Source organism: Acinetobacter sp. GD03645, assembly GCF_029845285.1.
Taxonomy (GTDB): domain Bacteria; phylum Pseudomonadota; class Gammaproteobacteria; order Pseudomonadales; family Moraxellaceae; genus Acinetobacter; species Acinetobacter corruptisaponis.
Genome location: NZ_JAOCLL010000001.1, coordinates 261,519 through 283,074, shown reverse-complemented (window position 1 = coordinate 283,074; position 21,556 = coordinate 261,519). Strand labels below are relative to the sequence as shown.

General features: G+C 40.4%; 19 protein-coding genes. 18 read left to right on the top strand and 1 reads right to left on the bottom strand.

Features of this window, described 5'->3' with window-relative positions:
• The first annotated feature begins 4 nt into the window (after window positions 1–4).
• Genes N5J47_RS01415 through N5J47_RS01390 form a run of 6 tightly spaced genes read left to right on the top strand, consistent with a single transcriptional unit; the run spans window position 5 to window position 8,263 of the window.
• Window positions 5–2,212 (top strand): dynamin family protein, encoded by a 2,208-nt coding sequence (locus N5J47_RS01415; protein ID WP_279958963.1) that lies wholly within the window; start codon window positions 5–7, stop codon window positions 2,210–2,212.
• On the top strand, window positions 2,209–3,720 hold the full coding sequence (locus N5J47_RS01410) for a dynamin family protein (RefSeq protein ID WP_279962402.1): 1,512 nt from the start codon (window positions 2,209–2,211) through the stop codon (window positions 3,718–3,720). Before N5J47_RS01415 ends, N5J47_RS01410 begins: the two co-directional genes overlap by 4 nt.
• A gap of 4 nt (window positions 3,721–3,724) precedes the next feature.
• On the top strand, window positions 3,725–4,510 hold the full coding sequence (locus N5J47_RS01405) for a DUF1566 domain-containing protein (RefSeq protein WP_279958961.1): 786 nt from the start codon (window positions 3,725–3,727) through the stop codon (window positions 4,508–4,510).
• A 12-nt stretch (window positions 4,511–4,522) separates the two neighbouring features.
• Entirely contained in the window at window positions 4,523–5,278 is a 756-nt protein-coding gene (locus N5J47_RS01400) for a DUF1566 domain-containing protein (protein WP_279958960.1), read from the top strand.
• A 3-nt stretch (window positions 5,279–5,281) separates the two neighbouring features.
• Complete coding sequence (locus tag N5J47_RS01395; RefSeq protein ID WP_279958959.1) at window positions 5,282–6,076, top strand: DUF1566 domain-containing protein; 795 nt, start codon at window positions 5,282–5,284, stop codon at window positions 6,074–6,076.
• A 39-nt stretch (window positions 6,077–6,115) separates the two neighbouring features.
• Entirely contained in the window at window positions 6,116–8,263 is a 2,148-nt protein-coding gene (locus N5J47_RS01390; RefSeq protein WP_279958958.1) for a glycine zipper family protein, read from the top strand.
• 506 nt (window positions 8,264–8,769) lie between these two features.
• On the opposite strand, the gene N5J47_RS01385 is transcribed toward N5J47_RS01390, so the two are convergent.
• Window positions 8,770–9,000: a hypothetical protein gene (locus N5J47_RS01385; RefSeq protein WP_279958957.1), complete on the bottom strand. Its 231-nt coding sequence runs from the start codon at window positions 8,998–9,000 to the stop codon at window positions 8,770–8,772.
• Between the two features lie 291 nt (window positions 9,001–9,291).
• Between N5J47_RS01385 and umuD the strand changes: the two genes are divergently transcribed.
• The 12 genes from umuD (at window position 9,292) to N5J47_RS01325 (ending at window position 21,489) form a co-directional block, all read left to right on the top strand.
• On the top strand, window positions 9,292–9,903 hold the full coding sequence (gene umuD / locus N5J47_RS01380; RefSeq protein ID WP_279958956.1) for a translesion error-prone DNA polymerase V autoproteolytic subunit: 612 nt from the start codon (window positions 9,292–9,294) through the stop codon (window positions 9,901–9,903).
• A 479-nt stretch (window positions 9,904–10,382) separates the two neighbouring features.
• A complete protein-coding gene (locus N5J47_RS01375) occupies window positions 10,383–11,870 on the top strand; it encodes a DUF3138 domain-containing protein (protein WP_279958954.1) in 1,488 nt (495 codons plus the stop codon).
• A 24-nt stretch (window positions 11,871–11,894) separates the two neighbouring features.
• A complete protein-coding gene (locus tag N5J47_RS01370) occupies window positions 11,895–12,959 on the top strand; it encodes an ABC transporter substrate-binding protein (protein WP_279958953.1) in 1,065 nt (354 codons plus the stop codon).
• A gap of 82 nt (window positions 12,960–13,041) precedes the next feature.
• On the top strand, window positions 13,042–14,295 hold the full coding sequence (locus N5J47_RS01365; RefSeq protein WP_347815008.1) for an MFS transporter: 1,254 nt from the start codon (window positions 13,042–13,044) through the stop codon (window positions 14,293–14,295).
• A 1-nt stretch (window position 14,296) separates the two neighbouring features.
• Complete coding sequence (locus N5J47_RS01360; RefSeq protein WP_279958951.1) at window positions 14,297–15,136, top strand: ABC transporter permease; 840 nt, start codon at window positions 14,297–14,299, stop codon at window positions 15,134–15,136.
• Between the two features lie 12 nt (window positions 15,137–15,148).
• Window positions 15,149–15,946 (top strand): ABC transporter permease, encoded by a 798-nt coding sequence (locus N5J47_RS01355; RefSeq protein ID WP_279958950.1) that lies wholly within the window; start codon window positions 15,149–15,151, stop codon window positions 15,944–15,946.
• A 13-nt stretch (window positions 15,947–15,959) separates the two neighbouring features.
• Window positions 15,960–17,030: an ABC transporter substrate-binding protein gene (locus N5J47_RS01350; RefSeq protein WP_279958949.1), complete on the top strand. Its 1,071-nt coding sequence runs from the start codon at window positions 15,960–15,962 to the stop codon at window positions 17,028–17,030.
• A 13-nt stretch (window positions 17,031–17,043) separates the two neighbouring features.
• Complete coding sequence (locus tag N5J47_RS01345) at window positions 17,044–17,874, top strand: ABC transporter ATP-binding protein (protein WP_279958948.1); 831 nt, start codon at window positions 17,044–17,046, stop codon at window positions 17,872–17,874.
• A 39-nt stretch (window positions 17,875–17,913) separates the two neighbouring features.
• Window positions 17,914–18,771 (top strand): ABC transporter permease, encoded by an 858-nt coding sequence (locus N5J47_RS01340; protein ID WP_279958947.1) that lies wholly within the window; start codon window positions 17,914–17,916, stop codon window positions 18,769–18,771.
• A gap of 16 nt (window positions 18,772–18,787) precedes the next feature.
• Complete coding sequence (locus tag N5J47_RS01335) at window positions 18,788–19,810, top strand: ABC transporter substrate-binding protein (RefSeq protein WP_279958946.1); 1,023 nt, start codon at window positions 18,788–18,790, stop codon at window positions 19,808–19,810.
• Window positions 19,811–19,948: 138 nt separating this feature from the next.
• On the top strand, window positions 19,949–21,076 hold the full coding sequence (locus N5J47_RS01330) for a sigma-54 dependent transcriptional regulator (protein WP_279958945.1): 1,128 nt from the start codon (window positions 19,949–19,951) through the stop codon (window positions 21,074–21,076).
• A 197-nt stretch (window positions 21,077–21,273) separates the two neighbouring features.
• A complete protein-coding gene (locus tag N5J47_RS01325) occupies window positions 21,274–21,489 on the top strand; it encodes a TOBE domain-containing protein (protein WP_004654121.1) in 216 nt (71 codons plus the stop codon).
• The last annotated feature ends 67 nt before the right edge of the window (window positions 21,490–21,556 follow it).

Below are 21,556 nucleotides of genomic sequence, written 5' to 3'. Positions count from 1 at the left end.
AACCATGACAACATCTAAACATATTCAAGAGATAATAGATGTACTTCCTGAACAACATCAGAAACTTGTACAGGATATTTGGCAAAGTTTTAATGACCAAGGGCAAACTTTAACTTTGGCATTGATTGGGGCATTTTCGGTTGGAAAAAGTAGCCTATTGAATGGTTTATTAGGGGAGCAGTGGTTGTTTACTGCACAGGAAGAAGCTACTGCTTTACCAACATTGATTCAATATGCTGAACAGCAGGATATACAACTGGTTAATACTGACCAAAGTAGTGTGCAACTAGACCGTGAGCAATTTTATGACGTGACGACCCATGCACCAGATAACGCAAAATATGCCATGTTACATTTGTCTCAAGATTGGTTAAAAGGTTTGACGATTATTGACCTTCCAGGCTTAGGGTCAATCTCGGAAAAACATCATGCTTATACGATTGCTCAAATTCAGCAGGCAGATGTTATTTTATATTTACTTGCCCCTCGTGGGGCATCGTCTTCAGATATTGATGCGATTAAATTGATTCGCTCATATGGCAAGCATGTTTTAGTGATTGTCAATCGTTGGGACGAAGTAGAAACTGTGGTTAGTTTAGGTGAGAAAAAACCTGATTTGGATAAATGGTCAGCACAAATTAAAGCCGCAACTGGTTATGATAAAGCACTCATTTGTAGTCATTGTAATGGATTAAATCATCAGTTGATTTTAGATTTTATTGCTCAAGCAAAAGAACAAATCCATGATATTCGTGCAAAACGCTTATTTGCTGAATTACTTCCACGCCTAAAAAATATTTTGGGATATAATCAGGAGCAGCAACAAGCCAATCAATTATTAGATGAGCAGCAAAGCCAAACACTACACCAGTCATTTTTACAGAAAAAAGAAAAAATCATTGAGATAAAAAAAGATTTGTATCAACAACAGGAAAAGCAACAAAATGATTTGCAAAAACGGATGATTGATATTTTTCAAAGCAAAAAAACTGATTTATGTGCAGAATTAAATGCTTTGCATGTCACACCTGAACAATGGGACGCTTTTATTTTACAAGGTTCGCAAATTTTGCGTTTAACACAAGCCAGGACTATTCAAGCTGTGCAAGAGGTAATGCAAAATTTTGGACAGATTTATTTACCAGAAAGTACAATTAACGATTTAAATTTAAGATTACCAGAACTGCCACAAATAGATGAGCAGGATTTTTTACAGGCTACCGCACTCTATCAATTACAACAGCAATTTATCGCAAAAAAAGATGAAGTAGAACAGTTTGAACAGTCTGATAATGTATTTTCAGATGTAGAGTTAAAACAACTGGAAGAACAAATTGCCGATTTAAGTCGGCATAGGCAGGATATTCTTAATCAGCCAATCCAAAATATCGAAGAAAGAGTTTATGATACATCAGGTTCGGATGCTGGTCGGGCGATTGGTGAAGTGATTGATTGGGCATTATTCTTTTTACCAGCCGCAGCAGTTACTAAAGTTGGAAAGTTAGCCAAATTAAGTGAGAAAACAGTTAAAACAGTACATACGATTCAAAAAACAGCAAAAATGGCAAAAAAGACGACCGAAAAAATGCAGCCATCAGCGGCAGGTCAAATTTTAAGTTTACTTTCGGTGGCGACATGGACTGAAAAGCTAGGTAGCTTACTCAATGACCCCTCACAGATTATTTTAAAACCTGACCCTGAAATTCAGGCACAAGTGACTGCACAAGCACAAAAAATTAATGTTGATATTCAGCATTTACATGATGATTTGATTCGCAAACAGGATTTAATTGCATCACAGCAATTAGAAGAATTGGCTTTAGAGCAAAAGAAAAAAGAGATTTTACGAATTGAGCAGCGTATTGTCCAACTGGAACAAGAACTAAAAGAACAGCAGACACAAGCTCAAGCGGAGCGAGAACAGCAACAAGCCAAAATTTTGCAAAGCTATCATGAGCGAGCATTGCGGCAGTGGCTAACACAATTTAACCATCAAACTCAAGGTATTGAGCAGTATATTCAACGGTATATAAAAGGTTATTGGGAAACAGTGATTCACGAACAATTAGCCATTAGAATTGAAGAAATGACAGAAATTGAGCGGCAAATCAATCAACTACCGCTACAAAAGGAACAAAGGTTGCGTGTTTTACAACAAGAAGAAACACACCTTCAGGCGGCATTGGTCAAGCTAAATGCGGAACTGGTATGATGGATAAGGCTATGAATTTTCAGAAAACACAAATCGTCACGGAAAGTTTATTCGATTTTTCGGAAAAAATGGGTAATGCTCAAACAGAAATTGCTGATGGTGTATTAACTGCTCGTGTTGTGGGTGAATATTCGGCAGGAAAGACTAGGGTAATTCGTGAAATCTTAGCTAATCAGATTCCACAACAATATTCTCCTATTAGCTCATTAGAAGCACAAACTCGATTACAACTCGAAATTAGTTATGGTCAAAATAATCAACTATTTCTAATTGAAAAAAGTGAAGATTTAGATGATGCAGTCATTGTAGAAGAGCTTACACAATTTCCATCAAGAGCTGAAGTCAGCCAATATAATCCTGATGACTATAGGTTAAGATTATTGATTAATGAATCACGTTTTATTCTAGCAAAAGGTGATGGTTATTCAGATGACAATCAGCCGAAAAAACTGTTCTTAATTGATACTCCAGGGTGGAACTCTGGTGAGGATGATCTTGCCGAACAGGATGCACATCAATATTTTGTTGGTGAACATAATCTTGCAATTATCTATGTTTGTCATGCGAATCGTCTAGATGGTGAAATTAATAAAGCACGATTGGAAAATTTTCTAGAAGCTTTGGGCGATGCAATGTTTTTAACAGGCAAAGCTCATTTACATATCATCATTACACATTGTCAAAAAGATAGCCAACAGCGATTATCGCAACGGATGCGAGATCGGATTTTGCAACAGTGGCAAGATTTGTACTTTGAGCCTGAAAATTTAATGCTTAATATTACGGCTTTAGATTTTGCTGAAATGTCTGATCAAGAGATTCAAAAGTTTAGAGAAAATTTCTGGCAAGAATTATTAAAACCGATTGGGACAGAAAAGTTTGAATTTCAACAAGGTTATGCAGAACAAATTCTAAACTGGTCAAATGATTGGGATATTCGTCCTGTGTTAATAAAGCAGATTGCTAGCTTACGAAAAATACAGAAAATTCTTAGTTTTGCCTGTTTAGAGGGACAGTTTATTCAAAATATGAATATGACTCGATTACGTGGATTATCATCATCAGAAATGATACAGCGTTTAACTGAGCGTTGGCTTAAACAGATACAAGTACAAAATGTTGATGAATTAAAATTTTTAGTTCAGTTACAACAATTAAGTGAAGAACATCCTTTAGCACAGTGGTGGAATCAATATTGGCTAGAAAATTTATCCATCGTTTATCAGGCTTTTTGGCAATATATTCAATTCATGCAGCAGGCAATTGCTCAAGTTTCAACTGAAATTATAGATTTACAAGATTATTTATCTACTATGATAAAACCTGTTTATTTACAGGCAGTAGAAACGATAAGTATAGCTATATCATTTGATTTAGTGACACAAGTGATTGAACAACAGATGCAAACTTTACATTTGGATAAATTTATTGCGACTTTATTAAAGCTATCTATATTAGAAAGCCGTTATCAAGACCATTATCAGCATCAAATAGAATATCTTGGGTAACGTCATGGATAAGCAAACTAAATTACTGGCAGAATTATTGAGTGCAAGTGAACTCATGGTTATCGACCAGTTTATGCAATTGATGGTTAAAAATAATACTTTTGAGCGGAGGTTAGAAAAGCGCACTCAAAATATTGAATTGCTTAATGCAAAAATTGTCGCCTTAGAAAAGAAAGAAAATATTTATCAGCTGGAAATTCAAAAATTAAAACAGAATAGTATAGACGCTGCTCAAACAGCTAAAATAACGAATACGACTGTACCCCAAGTAGTTATAAAGAAGAAAATCATTGATGAAGCTATGATTGCACACAAACTTAAGTCAGATGTTGAGTCAGTAAGATGTACTAAATCAGCGATAAATAAAACCATAAGTTCAAATAATGAATTAGAACATGGTGTATGGACAGATCCAAAAACAGGTTTAATGTGGGCTCGGATTAGTATAGGACAAGAATGGAAAGCTGGGCAGTGTATAGGTGACGCTGATTTTATGGATTGGATTACTGCTCAAAAGGCATGTAGAAATTTCCGATTAGCGGGTTATCATGATTGGCGATTACCTACGATTGATGAATTAAAAACAATAATGAAAAAAGGTATAAGCGGTTATAATTGCCATCATGATGTATTGTCTAAGCCCAAAAAACGTATAGATGGTTCTTACTGGTCTATTTCGGAATGTGATTTTTATCATGATTTTGCATGGATAGTATATTTTGGTGGTGGTAGTGCTGGGGGATATTCTAAAAATAATGATTACTATGTTCGAGCAGTTCGTACTACTTAAAAGGACTAAAATATGAAAAATCATTCACTCGTGGAATTTTTAAATTCTAGCGTACAACCAAACACTATAGAACATTTTTTACAGTTAATGGCAAGAACTACCACTTTCGAACAAAAGTTAGGTGTTTTGCAGGAACAACTACGCCAAGCTGAACAGTTGAAAAAGCAGTCTATACATCAAATGAGACAAGACAAACAGCAATATCAGCAAGAGATTAGAAAACTTACCCAACAACATTGTGAGCAGTTAAATAAAGAGACTACTCGTGTAGAAAATAAATATCGTCAGGAAATTGAGCAGTTACAGCAAAAAATAAACCAACAGATTGAAATAGAGAAAATATTTGAAATTGAATTAGAAAAAGGTGTATGGATAGACGCGAAAACAGGCTTAATGTGGGCAAGAATCAGTATAGGTCAAGAATGGAAAGATGGACAATATTGGGGTGAATCAAAAGCATTAAGTTGGGAACAGGCTGAAAAATCATGTCAAGACTTTAGACTTGCTGGCTACAATAATTGGCGATTGCCTAGCATAAGTGAATTAAAGACTTTAATCAGTAAAGATAAAGCAGGTTATGCTTGCCCTCAAGGTGTTTTGTTCCAACCAGTAGCAAATGAATGGGGGGGCTATTGGTCTGGTTCACTTGGTGAGCACAGTGATCACTATGCGTGGGTCGTGAACTTTAATTATAGTGATTTAATTGGCAGTATTAAGAACAATGAGAGATATGTTCGTGCAGTTCGTAATATATTTAAAAAGGATTAAAATATGGAAAATTATTCACTAGTAGATTTTTTTAGTTCAGATACAGAGTTTAGTGCCATAGATCACTTTTTACAATCAATTGCGAAAACTAATACCTTTGACCAAAGACTAAGTACTTTACAAGAGAAATTACAAAGAGCTGAGCTGTTTCAAAAACAATCTATACATCAAATAGGACAAGACAAACAGCAATATCAGCAAGAGATTAGAAAACTTACGCAACAACATTGTGAGCAGTTGAATAAAAAAATTGCTGATTTAGAGACATTAGAGATTAGATATCGTCAGGAAATTGATGAATTAAAACAAAAGTTAAAACAACCGAATGACAAGATCAATATAGTGAACCCAGTATTTCTGCCATCCAAAAAGCAATCAATTAATTCAGCTATAGAATTAGATAGAGGTGTATGGACAGATGCGAAAACAGGCTTAATGTGGGCAAGGATTAGCATTGGGCAAGAATGGAAAGATGGGAAATGTATTAGAAAAGCTAGAAGATTAAACTGGGAAGGTGCGAAAAAAGCATGTCAAGACTTTAAACTCTCAAACTATGATGACTGGAGATTGCCTACAATTAATGAGCTAAGAACGTTAATGATTAAAAGTAAAACAGGTTTTAATTCTCCTGAGAGGGTTTTATTTAGTATTGGACATAATGAATGGGGAGAATATTGGTCAGAAACATTATTGGGGAACAATATTAGTGCGTGGAGCGTGGATTTCAATACAGGTGTTTCGTATACATACAATAAAGAGGAACATAATTACGCACGGTTAGTCCGCACAGCTTTTTAGTATATAGTTTTTATAAAAAATAGATTATAGAGGTTAATGATGCTAGAAACAAGCGTGTTGATAGGGCGTTTAAATCAAATTGAGCAGCAACGGCATACCCTTTCTGCGGAACAGAAACTAATACTACTCACGATGCAGAACCCTGATTTTAATACAGGATTCTTTAAACGATTATTTACTGTGACTGTCCCAACCGAATGGTATTTTCCACACCAAAATAAAAATGACATCGCATCTAGTAAACGACTGATTGATATTATTATCCATGACTTAATCCCTGCTTATATCAAACCATCTTTAAATAACTATTGGTATGAGCAATGCTTAAATTATAGCTTAAAACATCTTGAGCAAAACCCAACAAAATACCATATACAAACCTATATCCAACGCTTAAAAGACTGTAAAAATAATTCACTTAAAACAGAAATTTTAAAGAAGTTTAAAATCTTAAATCCTTGTACAATAAATGCTTTGGCTTTGGCACAGGACTATAAAAATAATCAACGCTGGTCAGAGGCAATTTTAGAATATCAATGGATTTTACAACAGGAACAAGCACTGACTTCGGACGATATACTGGATTTTTCAGAGTGTTTGCTCTCTCGTCAGGCTCAATATGATGGTGAATGTACTGATGCACAAATGGCATTATATTTTCTGCTCAATACATCGTCCAATCAGGAACGCTACAACCTATTAAAATATACAGCAGTCACTTTAATTTTACCTGATGACATTACTGCAAAACGTGGCGAAATGACCAATATCTTTGCCGATATGGGGAGAGGCTTAAACCACTTTGGAAAATCCATCGGCGGTTTATTAGGTGGGAGAGAATCTGAAATTCCGTATAGTAAAGGCATCATTGCCAATGCACCAATATTATTAACCCATCAGGAAATTAGCCAGCATTTAGCACAAGATAAAAATGCACAATATGCCCTTGAAAAAATTCTATCAGATAGAGGCGTAAATATAACTATCGGTGCGGCTTCGCTCACCTATTCAGTTGGGTTGCTATGGAGCTATTCACAAATAGATTCTACGGTTCTAAATGCCCTGACCTTTGCCTCAAAAGGACAACCCGAACAGTTTGCAAGATTACAGGATATTGCAGGCACAACGCTAGACAGTGCTGGAGCAATGACCCGATTGAGTGGTTATGTTGCCGAACAGCAAGTCGCCTACAACCTCACGCAACAGGGACATACCGTAGAATTTCCTGTTACAGCCAATCAAGTGGGTTTTGACCTAATTGTCGATGGTCAGGCAATGCAGGTTAAAAATACATTAAGTAGTGATTATGTATTGCAACATATTGAAAAAAATCCTGATATTCCAGTGATTGTAAATCAGGAACTTACTGATTCGTTAGATAATCATCCTAATGTATTTATTGATTCTGGACTAAGCCATGCTCATGTTAATCAAACCATGCACGAAAGTTTAGAACAAATCGACCAATTTGAAAGTATGGCCGACCTTATACCTATTCCGCTAATTACTTTGGGCTTGGCAACATATCGTAATTATCGGGATTTTGATACAGGACAAACCAGTTCCAAACAATACCTTGAAAATATTGGTAAAGAAACTGCTGCAATAGCAGGTGGAGCAGTGGCAGGAAAGATGATTCTTGGTACGATCGGTGGAATATTGGCAGGACCAGTTGGAATTGCTGTGGCAGGGGGAGTAGGTGCTTATATTGGTGGTGTGGCGGGTTCAACAGGTGCGAATGCTTTAAATCGTGAAAAATTATGTAGCCAAAGGGATAGTGTTGTATTACTACTGATAGAATTTGCACAATGGTTTAAAAATGAACTATTAGATTATCGGGTCAATCAAAACTTATCTTCTTTTGAAAAAGTCAGAGAAAAATTAAAGCAGAATCAACAGAATCTGGCTTTGTCTATGACCTTTATCGCTTATCAGTTTGAAGTCTATCTTCATGCACATTGCTTGCAACACTGGTTGGAAGCAAAATTGCAAGGCAATCAAAATGAACAAGTACAAGCAGGATGGGTTGCATTACAGCAGTCAGAGCATTTCTTATCTACTGAGTTAAGACAGAAAGTTGCTAAGATTAATCAGGCATTAGAAATATACAGATCGATTGCCAATCCAATCCCAACTAGTAGTGAGTTTAGTATGATACGACAAGTTGGTTATAGAAATAATATTTAGTAAATACTTCTGGTTATGCGGAGTACATGTTAGTGAGAACAAGAAATTTCAGGACTTTACATGCTTATAGTATTTTTATTTTATGATTTTGAAAAAGTGTAGGTTGTTGTGTAGGTTTTAAAATTTTGTTAAAAATTTATTTTATAAATCAATGTAAAGGTATTTATGCATCATCGGCGTATGGGATGAAAGATCAGCTATAACTGTGTCACTATTCATGCGTGTTAAAGCCTTGAACTTAGAATAAATATAGATAGTTAAAAGTTTTGAATTTTTGGTTAGACTAAAAAGTCGTGTCAACTTGATTCAATCTCTGAATAAGTATACCTTTCTTTAATAGTGAAATTGAACCAACTAATGTATGAGAGGGTATAATGTTTTTAGGGTTGGTTTCTTCATAAATTGGTATCTATTTAGAAATAATAAAAAAGAACCTGCATTATTTCCAAAATTAAATTTTGCATGCAGGTTCTGGGAGAATAAAGTCATGCCACTTATTTATATCATTAGGTAATGGGGTTGAGACCTTTGACAATATCGTTAAATTCAGAGCCATTCAGCCAAAAGGATTTTTTTAGAAATAGGGTGGTCATAATACTTTCTGCTGCCTCACTATTCGGGCTTTCACAAAACAGTCCATAACTATTGCCCAGCACTATATTGTTTTCAATCAGGCGAATAAAGTAAGCATGTTTTTCATCAGCATAGCCAAGAATAGCATCACGTTGATTGTTCATTTTTCATGTCTCCACATCAAAAATATTTGAATAAAACCCAACTGCTGAAGATCAGGTATGATATTGAATTAGATCAATAACTTAATATTATTTAACAGGTTGGTTGATAATATAAGTTATTCATTTAAAACATAAATTCTAGTTTGTTGTACATCCTTGTCTAAGTGAAACAAGCTAAAATCTGATCTATGAAATTTATTGTTATGCAAAATTTTATGTACGTCAACTTGAATTTGTAACTTTTTCAAGTTAAATTAAATTATTGTTTAGTTATCTGGGTTTGGGGGAGCTATGTCTAAAAAAACTGAATTTGAGCATGGTGGTGCGCGAACCAATGCTGGGCGTAAGGCACAGTTTAATGAACCCACCAAGGTGATCCGTGTTCCTGAGTCTCAGGTTGATTTTATCAAAAACTGGTTACTGAATAATGTCAAAACAGGTACACGTACAGATTTGACATCCTCATTAAAAATTCAGAATGTACAAGCCCAGAATGATCGAATCTACCATATTCCACTGGCAACAGAACGTGTCGCAGCAGGTTTTCCATCACCCGCGCAGGACCATGTTGAGCAATCTCTGGATTTAAATCAGTTTTTAGTTCGCAATGAAAATTCTACGTTTATCGTGAAAGCAAATTCCCTGTCTATGCTTGATGCGGGGATTGATATTGATGATCCCTTGGTGGTTGATCGAAGTATTCCAGCAAAGTCAGGCGATATTGTGATTGCGTTGATTGATAATGATTTTACCGTTAAGCGCTTAATGATTGACCATCATTTTAGTCCACCCAAAGTATGGTTAAAGGCTGAGAATCCAGACTATCAAAATATCTATATTCACGAGGGGCAGGAACTGGTGATTTGGGGCGTGGTGACTTATAACCTGAAACCTATGCGATGAGGTTAAATCCAGCTTCATGCATCTTTATTTTGATTGATTTGGACGAACACAGTTCGCCACTACCTGATTTATTTTGATGTTTGAACATCTTTCAGTTCAGTCAAATGGGTGAGCTGGCCAAGAAATCAGTGTTATATCTAAAAATAAGAAATAAAAACAAAAAAATATGATGTTTTTGTATAAGCAGGGTGCTGATTTCTCAACACCCCATCAACACATAAATACACCGTTATATATTTTAAATATCATATAAAACAATGGATTAAATTTTGGCATAGCCCTTGCAAAGAATTCAGCATGGTATTTACACATACATTTTTTACAGGCTGAGGAGTCCATGATGTTTATTTCACGTTGTTGTATGCAAACTTAATTCTTTCTCTCTTTCTTCATTTGAAATTTTTAGCCGTGATTGTTTTTTCAATCATGTCAGGAACTTTTGTACTCAATTTTTAGCATTTAATTTTAGGGGTTTATAGGTGAAAAAACATCATCTCTCTTTATCAGTTACATTGGGTTTGGCAACACTGCTGGGAAGTGGGGCTGTTCAGGCCGCCGAAGATGTGGACACCACATTGGCACAGTTGCAGGCGCAACTCACTGCCTTGCAGCAACAGGTCAATGTGTTAAAGCAAAAGAAACAGGCTTCAGTGGGGGAAACCACTGAGCAGACTGCTGTTCAGCAGGAAAATGAAGCTCAGGATGATGATACCGAAAATAGCTTTGCCACACAGAGCGAATTGGCGGGTTTCCGTACTGATCTGGAAAATTACAAATATGACCAGTCGCGCCAATATGAGCGAACCTCAGTAAAGTCTGCCCGCGATACCACATTATACGGTACGGTTCAGGTACGGGCCCAAGGCCAGAGCGTTGATACCGCATCGGGAAATCCCGCGCCTGTTACACCACGTCGCAACACCTTTGATATTCCAACCGCATTGTTTGGGGTGCGCGGTAATCTGTATAGAGACTATAAGGAAGGGAAGAACCTGGATTATCAGCTTTCCTTTAGTTATGGCAAACGTACAGGCACAGCGGGTAGTGCCAGTGACCTGAACCTGGCCGATGCCTTTGTTCGTTACAACTTTACCTCAACCAATGGTGGCCCTGAAATCCCACGCTTAAATGCAACTTTGGGTCAACAGTTAATTCCATTTGGTTTAGACCCACAATCGCCAGAGGACTTACGTCCAACCATCAACGTTGCAACAGGTCTGGCGCAGTTGGGGCTATTTAACCGTCAAACAGGCCTGATCGTTCGCGGTGATATCAAGCCTTTTGTAGATTATTCATCGAATTACCGTGCGCCGTTATTTGAATATGCCCTGGGTGTGGTCAATGGTAATGGCACCAACAAGGTCGATGACAATGACAAGAAAGATTATATCGGACGTGTCGCTTTTACCTTGCCTGTGGACTATGCCAGCTGGTTACGTGAGTTGAAGTTTGGTGCTTCCTACCTAAAAGGCAGTAAAAACGTCATTTCTGGGGCAACCGTTGTTGATGGAAATGGCCGCAATGACCGTCTGGGCTTCGATATTTACTACAACCATGCGCCTTTTGGGATTACCTATGAATATGTCAAGGGCCTGAGTGACTTTGCAGCTGCAACAGGCTCAAGTTCTGAGGTGAAAGCGGAAGGTCATACTGCAACCCTGTTTTATACCATTGGCGACCAATTTTATAACAGTGTGAAATCCGCTGCGAAATTCGATGACTTCTGGCCAAAGTCGATTCAAACCTTTTATCGCTATGACACTTATAACCCGAACAAGGGGGCTGATGTAGTGGGTATTGCAGGGCATGGCCTGGGTAAGGTTGACATTCACACACTCGGATTAAATTTCTTCTTTGCACAAACCACAAAGTTCCAGCTTGGGCTAAATCGTTGGAGTTATGACCACGAAACGGCGACCCAAAAAGACTTTTCTGAAGTGCAGGCACAATTTCAATACACCTTTTAATTTTTCAATATGAGTAATAAGACCATGACATTTAAGAAACATTTATTGATCAGTGCAGCGGCGGGTTTACTGGTTGCAACCAGCTTCTCGGTTTTTGCTGAAACCAACCCGACTGAAATCCGACTGGGTGTTCCAGGTGCAGGCGTAGGGGGTAAGCCTAAAGTGGGTGCGAGTGCTTATGCAAGTGCGCACTTACGGGGTGTACTGGAAAAAGAGTTTTCCAAGGATGGTATTAAAGTCAAATGGATTTTCTTCCCAGGCGCAGGGCCTGCATTGAATGAGGCACTTGCCAATGGCAAGGTGGATTTTGGTATTGGACATGGTGATCTACCTTCAATTGTGGGGCGTTCCACAGGTCTAAAATCAAAATTATTATTCGTGACTGGACGTTTTGGACCTGTTTATTTTGCCGTTCCCTCTGATTCAGGGGCAAAAAGTTTAGCGGATTTAAAGGGCAAAACCATTTCGGTATTTAAGGGAACCAACCAGCAACTGATCCTGGGTCGTCTGTTGCGTAAATACGGTTTTACTGAAAAAGATTTCCGCATTATTAGTCAGGATACATATTCCGCCCAAACCTCTTTATCAACGGGTGATATTGATGGAATGATCACCAGTCCCTGGACATTGGAATCGCGTGGGGTCGCAAAGCGGATTTTAGAGGTGCGTAAAGATTCAAATCTAAATGGACCACTTGTTGCGTGGGTAAGTGAGGATTTTGAGAAGAAGTATCCACAGACGGTGCAACGTGTGGTCACGACATTTATTAAAGACAACGTATGGAGTTCTGACGAAAAGAACCGTGATACGCAATATAAATTATGGGCACAGAGTGGCACACCATATTTAGATTATAAAAAAGACTGGGATGACTATGCGCTGAAAGACCGTAACTCTCCATATTTCGATGAGTATGCGGTGACATCCTTAAAGAAATCTGTACAGCAATCCATTGACTACAAGCTGATTCGCCGTCCTGTCGATATTGATTCATGGATTGAGCGGAAATACCTCAACAATGCGCTGCAAGAGCTGAAACTTGAAAATTTCTGGCCGCAATTTGATGCCAATGGTAACCGTAAAAAATAATCCAGAGCAGGGGTTGGCTAAAGCTAAAGTCTTTAGCTGGCCGATTGATGTGTGGCTTTCATTCATTTTTAAGGACGTGTACATGGCTGAGCAGTCAGTTGCCCAAGCAGGGCTAGGCCAGTTTCGCTTTGTGTTTGGCTTTATTGCCTTGGCGCTATGTGCAGGATTGGGAATCGGTATCGCTAAAATTGTCACCTCTTTATATGCGGTGCAGTTACAGGCAACCGAGTTTGAAATGGGACTGGTGGCAGCGGTGCAGAGTCTGGGTATTTTATTTCTTGGACTGCCCATCGGGATTTTAGTACAGCGATATGGCCCGAAGAAAATGTTTGTGATTGGAAGCTTCCTTGCTGCATTGGTCTATCTCACCGTGCCATTTTATCCAACAGTCTGGTACCTGATTTTATGCACGTTTTTAGTTGGTCTGTGCATGCCGATGCGTTTTGTTTCCCTGAACACGGTCTATATGCAGCATTTAAAAAGTATTGGTGCAGCAAAGGCAGGCTGGTTTCGGGGAACGCACATGATGGGTTTCTTTCTGGTTGGTCCATTATTGGCGGTGAGTCTGGTCAATGGTTCAGGTTTTTCTGGTGCGTACTGGTGGATTGCGGGACTGTTTTTGCTTCCAGCCTTGTTTGCTCCCCTGGCATTTGCCTTGGGTGGATCAGCACAGGTGCAACCCCAGTTGCATGAAGTGTTTAGCCTAAGCGTAATTGCCAGGCAGTTGACCCTGTTAAAGCATGACCAGACCTTACGCCGTACTAGCTTAATTGAATTGGTCAGCAATGCGGTGATGGCATACTACGGTTTCTTCATCATTGTGATTGCGATTAAGGATTTTGGTTTTAGCGAAACCATTGCGGCAAGCTTGGTGACATTACAGGGGGCGGTTTTTGTTGCCGCATTGTTCAGCACAGGGGTTTTGTTGGCACGCTGGGGTATCAAGCGTTTTTATCAGGTCGGTTTTGCCCTGATTGCGATTGCCTCGGTTGCCTTGGGAACGCCAAAAGTACCCGCTTTGCTTTGGGGCGGTTCGGTGGTTTTGGGTTTGGGTCTTGCCATGCTGCATATTGTGAATTTCACCATGTTTGCCAATGTCGGTGAGCGTCTGGGCATGGCGAAAGTGTCGGGTCTGAGCGCAATGGCGGGTCCAGCAGGTGGCTTGCTCGGCAGTATCGTCGGAGGCTGGCTGGGTCATTACTGGGGCTTACAGTCCATGTTCCTGATCTCGGCGGTCTTGTTTGCTGGATTGATTGGCTTTGCCCAGCAGCTTACCCAGATTTTTACCGCATCTGCATCAGAGATTGAAATATATTCAGAAATAGAGGGTCAATAAAATGAGCACCATAGAAACTCAACTAGAAAATGAACAGACGTGGCAATGGACAAGTTTAAGCCCTTATCTCAGGCAAACGGGAGCATGGATTGCACGTTTTGTATTGGCGCTGGTTTTACCTGCGGTTGTCCTGGCTGTTTGGCAGCATGCGTTCCAGAAACAGTGGCTGCCTGAACAGATTTTGCCTAGCCCAGCACTGGTTTGGCAAACCACACTGGAACTGATTGATACCCATGAGTTGCAGGATAACTTATTGATCAGTTTAAAGCGTGTCGGATGGAGTGTGTTGGCTGGTGGCAGCATTGGCCTGCTACTGGGTTTTGTCATTGGTCTGTCCCGTGTGGCGCATAAATTTATTTATCCCACCTTTAACCTCATTGCCCAGTTCCCTGTGATTGGCTGGATTCCATTGCTCATGATCTTTTTGGGCATTGATGAGGGTTTAAAGATTGCCGCAATCTCACTTGCCGTTTTTGTTCCTGTGTTGGTGGCAACCTATCGAAGCGTGCTGAGTGTTCCAGCACATTTACTTGAAGTGTCGCGTGTCTATGCCTTTAGTCCTTGGCAGACTTTTAGAAGGGTGATTTTACCCTCAGCCTTGCCGAATATTGTCAGTGGACTGCGTCAGGGCATTATGCAGGCGTGGCTATCGCTGGTTTTTGTCGAACTTCTGGCAAGTAGCGAGGGTATTGGCTACCTGATTGTCTGGGGCCGTCAGTTGATTCAACCCGATATTATTTTTATGGCGGTAATTGTGATTGGCATCGTGGGTTTTGTGCTGGACTACATTTTGGGCTGGGTTGAGCGTTTCTTTAGCCAATGGCAACGCAGTGCATTTTAGGGGGAGCAGAATATGTCGATTACTACAGATTTAACCAAACACGTTAAAAAAATTGAGCTGAGTCATGTGCAGTTTTATGGCTTGGTATTGCCGATTGGCTTCATTGTTTTATGGACGCTGGCCTCGAAATTTAACTGGGTCAATCCAAAGTTGATTCCAGCGCCGATTGAAGTGGTCAAAATAGCAATTCAACAATTTCAACAGCAAGAGTTCTGGCAAGGTCTAGGTGCAAGCCTATTCCGTAACCTGACTGGATTTGTGATTGGCAGTGTTCTTGCCATTATTTTCGGGATTGTGGTGGGCGTGTCACGCTGGGCGAATTATTTATTTTTGCCAAGCTTTAATGTGCTGCGTCAAATCTCCTTATTTGCATGGTTGCCGTTGATTACCACCTTTTTAGACTATGGCAACAGCGCAAAAATCCTGTTTATCGTGCTCTCGGTGTTTTACCCAGTGGCGCTGCACACCATTGATGGGGTACGCCGTATTCCATTGAACCAATATGAAGTCGCAAAAGTCTATCAATTTAATGCCTGGCAAACCTTGAGCAAGTTGATTCTGCCTGCGGCAGCACCGCAAATTTTCCTGGGTCTACAGCTTGGGCTGATTTTTGCCTGGGTTGCCACCATTGGCGCAGAGTTTCTATTGGCGAATTATGGAGTGGGACTGGGCAATATCGTGATTCGTGGCCGTGCCGCCTTGGATGTTGGACTGATTGTATTTGGCTTAATCGTGATTGGCTTTATTGGTGTGACGTGGAACAGCTTAGCCAATTGGGCTGAACGCCGCATTTTGGTTTGGCGACGTTGAGGATGATATAAAGATGAAAAAATTACAAAATTTCTGGCAGCCGTTTCGCCGTCATTTTAAACAGGCAGCTCAGTTGGGTTTATTCGGTCTGATCACGGTTACTTTATTGGCATGTAGTAAAAACTCAGAAACTCAATCCAATGCAGTGCATGAATTACGTTATCAGTCATTAACAGGTGTAGTGTCTTTACCAGAACTTGCCGAGGATTTGGGCTATTTAGGCGACCTGAAACTTAAATATGTCGGTAGCGTTCAGGGCGGCCCACAGGATTTACAGGCGCTGAGTACAGGCGATGTCGATGTTGCCACCGCTTTTGATGGTGCCATCATTAAGCTGGCTGCCGCAGGCATTAAAATCAAGGCTGTTGTGGCCTCGTATGGTAGTGATGATAAAAGCTGGGTGGGATATTACGTTCAGGACAATAGCCCAATTCGTTCAGCCCGTGATCTGATTGGTAAAAAGGTTGCGGTGAATACCTTGGGCGCACATTACGAGTTTGTGCTCAAAGATTATCTGGCACGTCAGGGCCTGAGCGACGATGAAATCAAGCAGGTTGAGTTTGTCGTGTTGCCACCTGCCAATACCGAACAGGCGTTGCGTGCGGGGCAGATTGATGCCGCCGCTCTGGTTTCGATTTTTCAGGATAAGGCTCTGGAACGTGGCGGTTTAAGAAAACTGGTTTCAGATACAGATTTATATGGCAGCTTCACCGCTGGCAGTTATGTCTTTACTGAAAAATTTATTCAGCAGCATCCCGAAGTGGTGAAGCAGTATGTGACAGGTGTTGCCAAAGCCATCGAGTGGAGTAAGCAGACTCCGCGTGAACAGGTGTTGGCACGTTTTAAAAGCATCATCGAAAAAAGAAAGCGTAATGAAAGCGATGTACTGATGCAGTACTGGCATAGCTATGGCGTGGTGAGTCAGGGTGGCTTATTAAATGCAGCACAATATCAACGCTGGATCGATTTGTTTGTAAAGCAAGGTCAGCTCAAGCCAAACCAGATCAATGCTGACAGCTTATTTACCAATCAATTCAATCCTTATGCAAATGAAAATCATGCAGCAACAAATCAGCAAAACTGAAAGGAAGATTCGAATGACGACTAAATTAAAAATTGAAAATGTATATAAATCCTTTGCAGCAAAAAAAATCAAGGGTGCAAAAATTCAGACTGAAGATTTCGTTGCAGTTGAAAATTTATCTCTGGATGTCAAAGCGGGTGAGTTTGTGGCAATCGTTGGGCCAAGTGGTTGCGGTAAATCGACCTTGCTGGATTTACTGGCAGGCTTGACCACACCGACTTCAGGACAAATTACCATTGATGGGCAGCCAATTAAAAAGCCAGGTTTGGACCGCGGTATTGTCTTTCAGCAATACGCCTTGTTTCCCTGGCTCACTGCACTGGAAAATATTGAGTTTGGTCTGGATGCCAAAGGTGTAGGCAAAGATGAACGCTATCAAACAGCTCGATATTTTCTAAATCTGGTCGGGTTGTCTGAATTTGAACATCATTATCCGAATGAACTTTCAGGTGGGATGAAACAACGTGTGGCGATTGCCAGAAGTCTGGCTTATGACCCCGATATTCTACTGATGGATGAACCTTTTGCCGCCTTGGACGCACAGACCCGTGAAACCCTACAGGCTGAACTGGTCAAGATTTGGCAGCAGACGCAGAAGACCATCATCTTTATTACCCACAGTATTGATGAGGCGATTTATCTGGGACAGCGCATTGCCATTATGACCTCACGCCCAGGCCGAATTAAGCAGGTGATAGAAGTTCCTGCCGAGTTAAGAAGCGACCAGGAGGATGTTCGTTCCAGCCCTGAGTTTAGCCAGCTACGCCACCAGATCTGGAGCCTGTTGCGTGAAGAAGTGCTGAAAGCGCAGGAGCAGGAAAAACAAAAGCAACTGGTTGCTTAAACAAACGATCATCAATATTAGAAAGAATCAGAGGTCATTATGTCGAGTTCAAAAGATACCCTAACATTTCCAAAAACAATCCAGCCCAGTGCTGTTCATTCCACGCAAAAGGTGAGTTCCTTTTTGACTGATCTCAATTTAAGCTGGCTTTCCAGCAGCTTTAAACATTCGGCTGCCATTTTATTATTTATCGCCATTTGGGAAATTGCGCCGCGTATTGGTTTGGTCGATCCAGCATTTTTGCCACCATTTTCCACGGTATTGGTGAGTGGCTGGAACCTGATTCAAAATGGTCAGTTGCTGACGCACCTGCAAGCCAGTCTGGTTCGTTCATTCAGTGGTTTTATTCTATCAATACTCATTGCAATTCCTTTGGGCTTGGCCATTGGCTGGTATAGCCGTTTTTCAGAATTTTTAAGTCCTTTATTGGAAGTGTTTCGAAATACCGCAGCTTTAGCTTTATTACCTGTATTTATTCTATTTTTGGGAATTGGTGAAAGTTCCAAAATTGCGTTGGTGACCTATGCCTGCACATGGCCAATCTTGCTGAATACCATCAGTGGCGTGCGCAATGTCGATCCATTATTGATTAAATCGGCACGGACCATGGGACTCAGCCCAATTCAGTTATTCCGTAAAGTCATTTTACCCGCAGCGATTCCTACGATTTTTGTTGGGGTGCGTTTGGCTGGTTCATTTTCAGTGTTGATGCTGATTGCGGCTGAAATGGTCGGTGCAAAAGCAGGGCTGGGTTATCTGATCAACTATGCGCAGTATAACTTCCAGATTCCAGAAATGTTCTTTGGCATCATCAGCATTACGACAGTTGGTTTGCTGTTTAACTACAGTCTTTTGTTTATCGAAAAACGTTTAACTGCCTGGAAAACTGAACGATAGTCAGGAGTATATCTCGATGCAAAAGCCTTACTGGAACAAACATTTATTTCACTGGAGCAGCATCATTGCCATGTCGGTTGTTTTGCTGGGATGTACAAAGCCAGAGTCAAAACAGTTGACATCAGATGGACTGGAATCTTTGGAGTTTAAATATCTGGGTTCACCAGGGATCGTCACGCCGTTGGAGCTGGCGGAGGATTTGGGTTATCTCGCCCCAATCAAGCTGAATTATCAGGGCGTATCTACAGGTGGTCCGCAAGGTATCCAGTCCGCCCTGTCAGGTGATAGTGATATTAGCAGTCCAAGTTTTGCAGGATCAGCCGTTAAGATGGTGGCGAGTGGTGTGCCAGGAACCGTGGTCATCGCGGCCTATGGCACATTTGATGATCCATTTGCGGGTTACTATGTATTGGAAAATAGCCCGATTCATTCCGCCCGCGACTTAATTGGCAAGAAAGTGGGTACCAATATTTTAGGGGCACAGGTTGAATATATGCTGAAAACCTACCTGAAAAAAGGAGGACTGACACCCGAAGAAATCAATCAGGTCACACTGGTGGTATTGCCACCTGGTTCTTCAGAGCAGGCATTACGCAATAAGCATGTTGATCTGGCCCCCTTGACAGGCCCGTCAATAGAACGTGGTGGGGTTCGTCGTCTTTATCGGGACTATGATCTGGTCGGAGACCTGACCACAGGAACTTATGTCATGGCCAATCGCTATATTGCACAACATCCAAACACCACCCGCAAAGTGGTGACAGGCATTGCCAAAGCCATTGAATGGTCTAGACAAAGTAGTCGGGATGAAGTGATCGCACGCTTTGAACATATTTTGGAGAAACGTAAACGTCCAGAAAATAATACCATGTTAAAATACTGGACCAATTGGGGAATACCAAGTGAGGGTGGGAAATTTGAACAGCATGACTTTAAAATATGGGTGGATAATCTGATTGCTGAGGGGCAGCTAAAACCAAACCAGATTGATTATAAAAAGATATATAGCAATCAACATAATGAATATAGCCTGAATTAAAACTGATTTTTAGTTTAATTAACTGCTGTTTGTTTCTATTTTAATAAATGGAAATAACAAAGGTGAATTATTGATTTCTATTTAAACCCATAGTCATGCAAGATAACTCCTCATTCAGCAAAATAGGGGAGTAAATGCATGTCATTCATTACTTATCCACAAAGTCATACCTTGACTCGTACTGAACGTGCCACAGCAATGGTTTTTGAAGATCAAAAATCAAGGGAATTGCTAGACCGCATTGGACAAATTGCGCCAAGTGAGGCGAGTGTCCTGATTATTGGAAACACGGGAACAGGCAAAGAACTGGTCGCGCGTCAGGTGCATATGATGAGTCAGCGTGCTCAAGGTCCTTTTGTGGCGGTAAATTGTGGCGCATTTACAGAATCACTGGCTGAAAGCGAACTGTTTGGACATGAAAAAGGAGCGTTTACAGGGGCAATCAACAGTAAGGCGGGATGGTTTGAAGCTGCCAATCATGGCACCCTGTTTCTGGATGAGGTTGGTGACCTGTCTCCAGCAATGCAGGTCAAGCTTTTACGAGTATTGCAAGAGCGTGAAATTGTACGAGTGGGGTCATTAAAGCCAATTAAACTCAATGTCCGTGTCATTGCAGCGACCAATGTCCATCTGGATGAAGCTGTACAAGCGGGTAAATTTAGAGAGGATTTATTTTATCGCCTGAATGTGGCATTGCTTAAGGTAGCACCTTTGGCGGAACGTCCAGGGGACATTTTACCTCTCGCCAATTTCTTCATTGCCCAATACTGCAAACGTCTGGGCTATCCATTGGCAAGCCTAAGCCCAAGTGCGGTACAGAAACTATTGACCTATGGTTATCCAGGCAATATCCGTGAGCTGGAAAATGCGATTCACCATGCCTTGCTGGTGTGCAAGAATCACCAGATTCAGCCCACCGACTTTTGTTTTGCCTCTCTATCCAGTAGCCTGAATTTACGGCAAATTTCAGATTTGGAGAAAAGCACCCAGACCATTCCACGGACAGATTTACTGCCCAAACAAATGTTGCAGCATGCTTTACTCAATCTCTTTGAATCGTCACATGCCTTGAAAAATGAAAATCTGGATCGCCTGATTGAGGAAGCCAGCATTCGGATTGCCTATGAATACTGCCATCGTAATCAGGTGCAAACCGCAAAACTTTTGGGGATTAGCCGTAATATTGTACGGGCGAGACTGGTGAAATATGGATTGGTGGGAAATGATAAAGTCGTGAATATCATGCTGGAAGAGTTATTGAATTAATGCTTATAAATAGTGAGGTGACATACAGTCACCTTTTTATTTACCCCAATTTTCTTTGCTTAAAAATATATAATCATTGATAGAAAATAAATATAGTTTTTTAATCAAAAAATATCGAAAAATAATAGTTCAAAATATTTTCTCATTGCCTAATATGACAAGACTAGATTGAATAAACAAATGCTAAGTGGTGAAATATGAGTATTCCTCAAATTAATGTACGTAATCAGTTTCGTGGTGTGGTCAAGGAAATTATCGAGGGTAGTGTGGTTTCTGAAGTGGATGTGGAAACACCCGCAGGTGTTTTTACTTCGGTGATTACCACACGCTCAGTAAAAAACCTGAATCTTGAATTGGGTAGTGAAGTGATTGTATTAATCAAGTCAACAGAAGTTGCTTTGGCAAAACTATAGAAAATATAGGTACTAAATATAATAGGGAGATTCCTTGTTATATTTAGGCTTTCTGTATCTGGGGGCT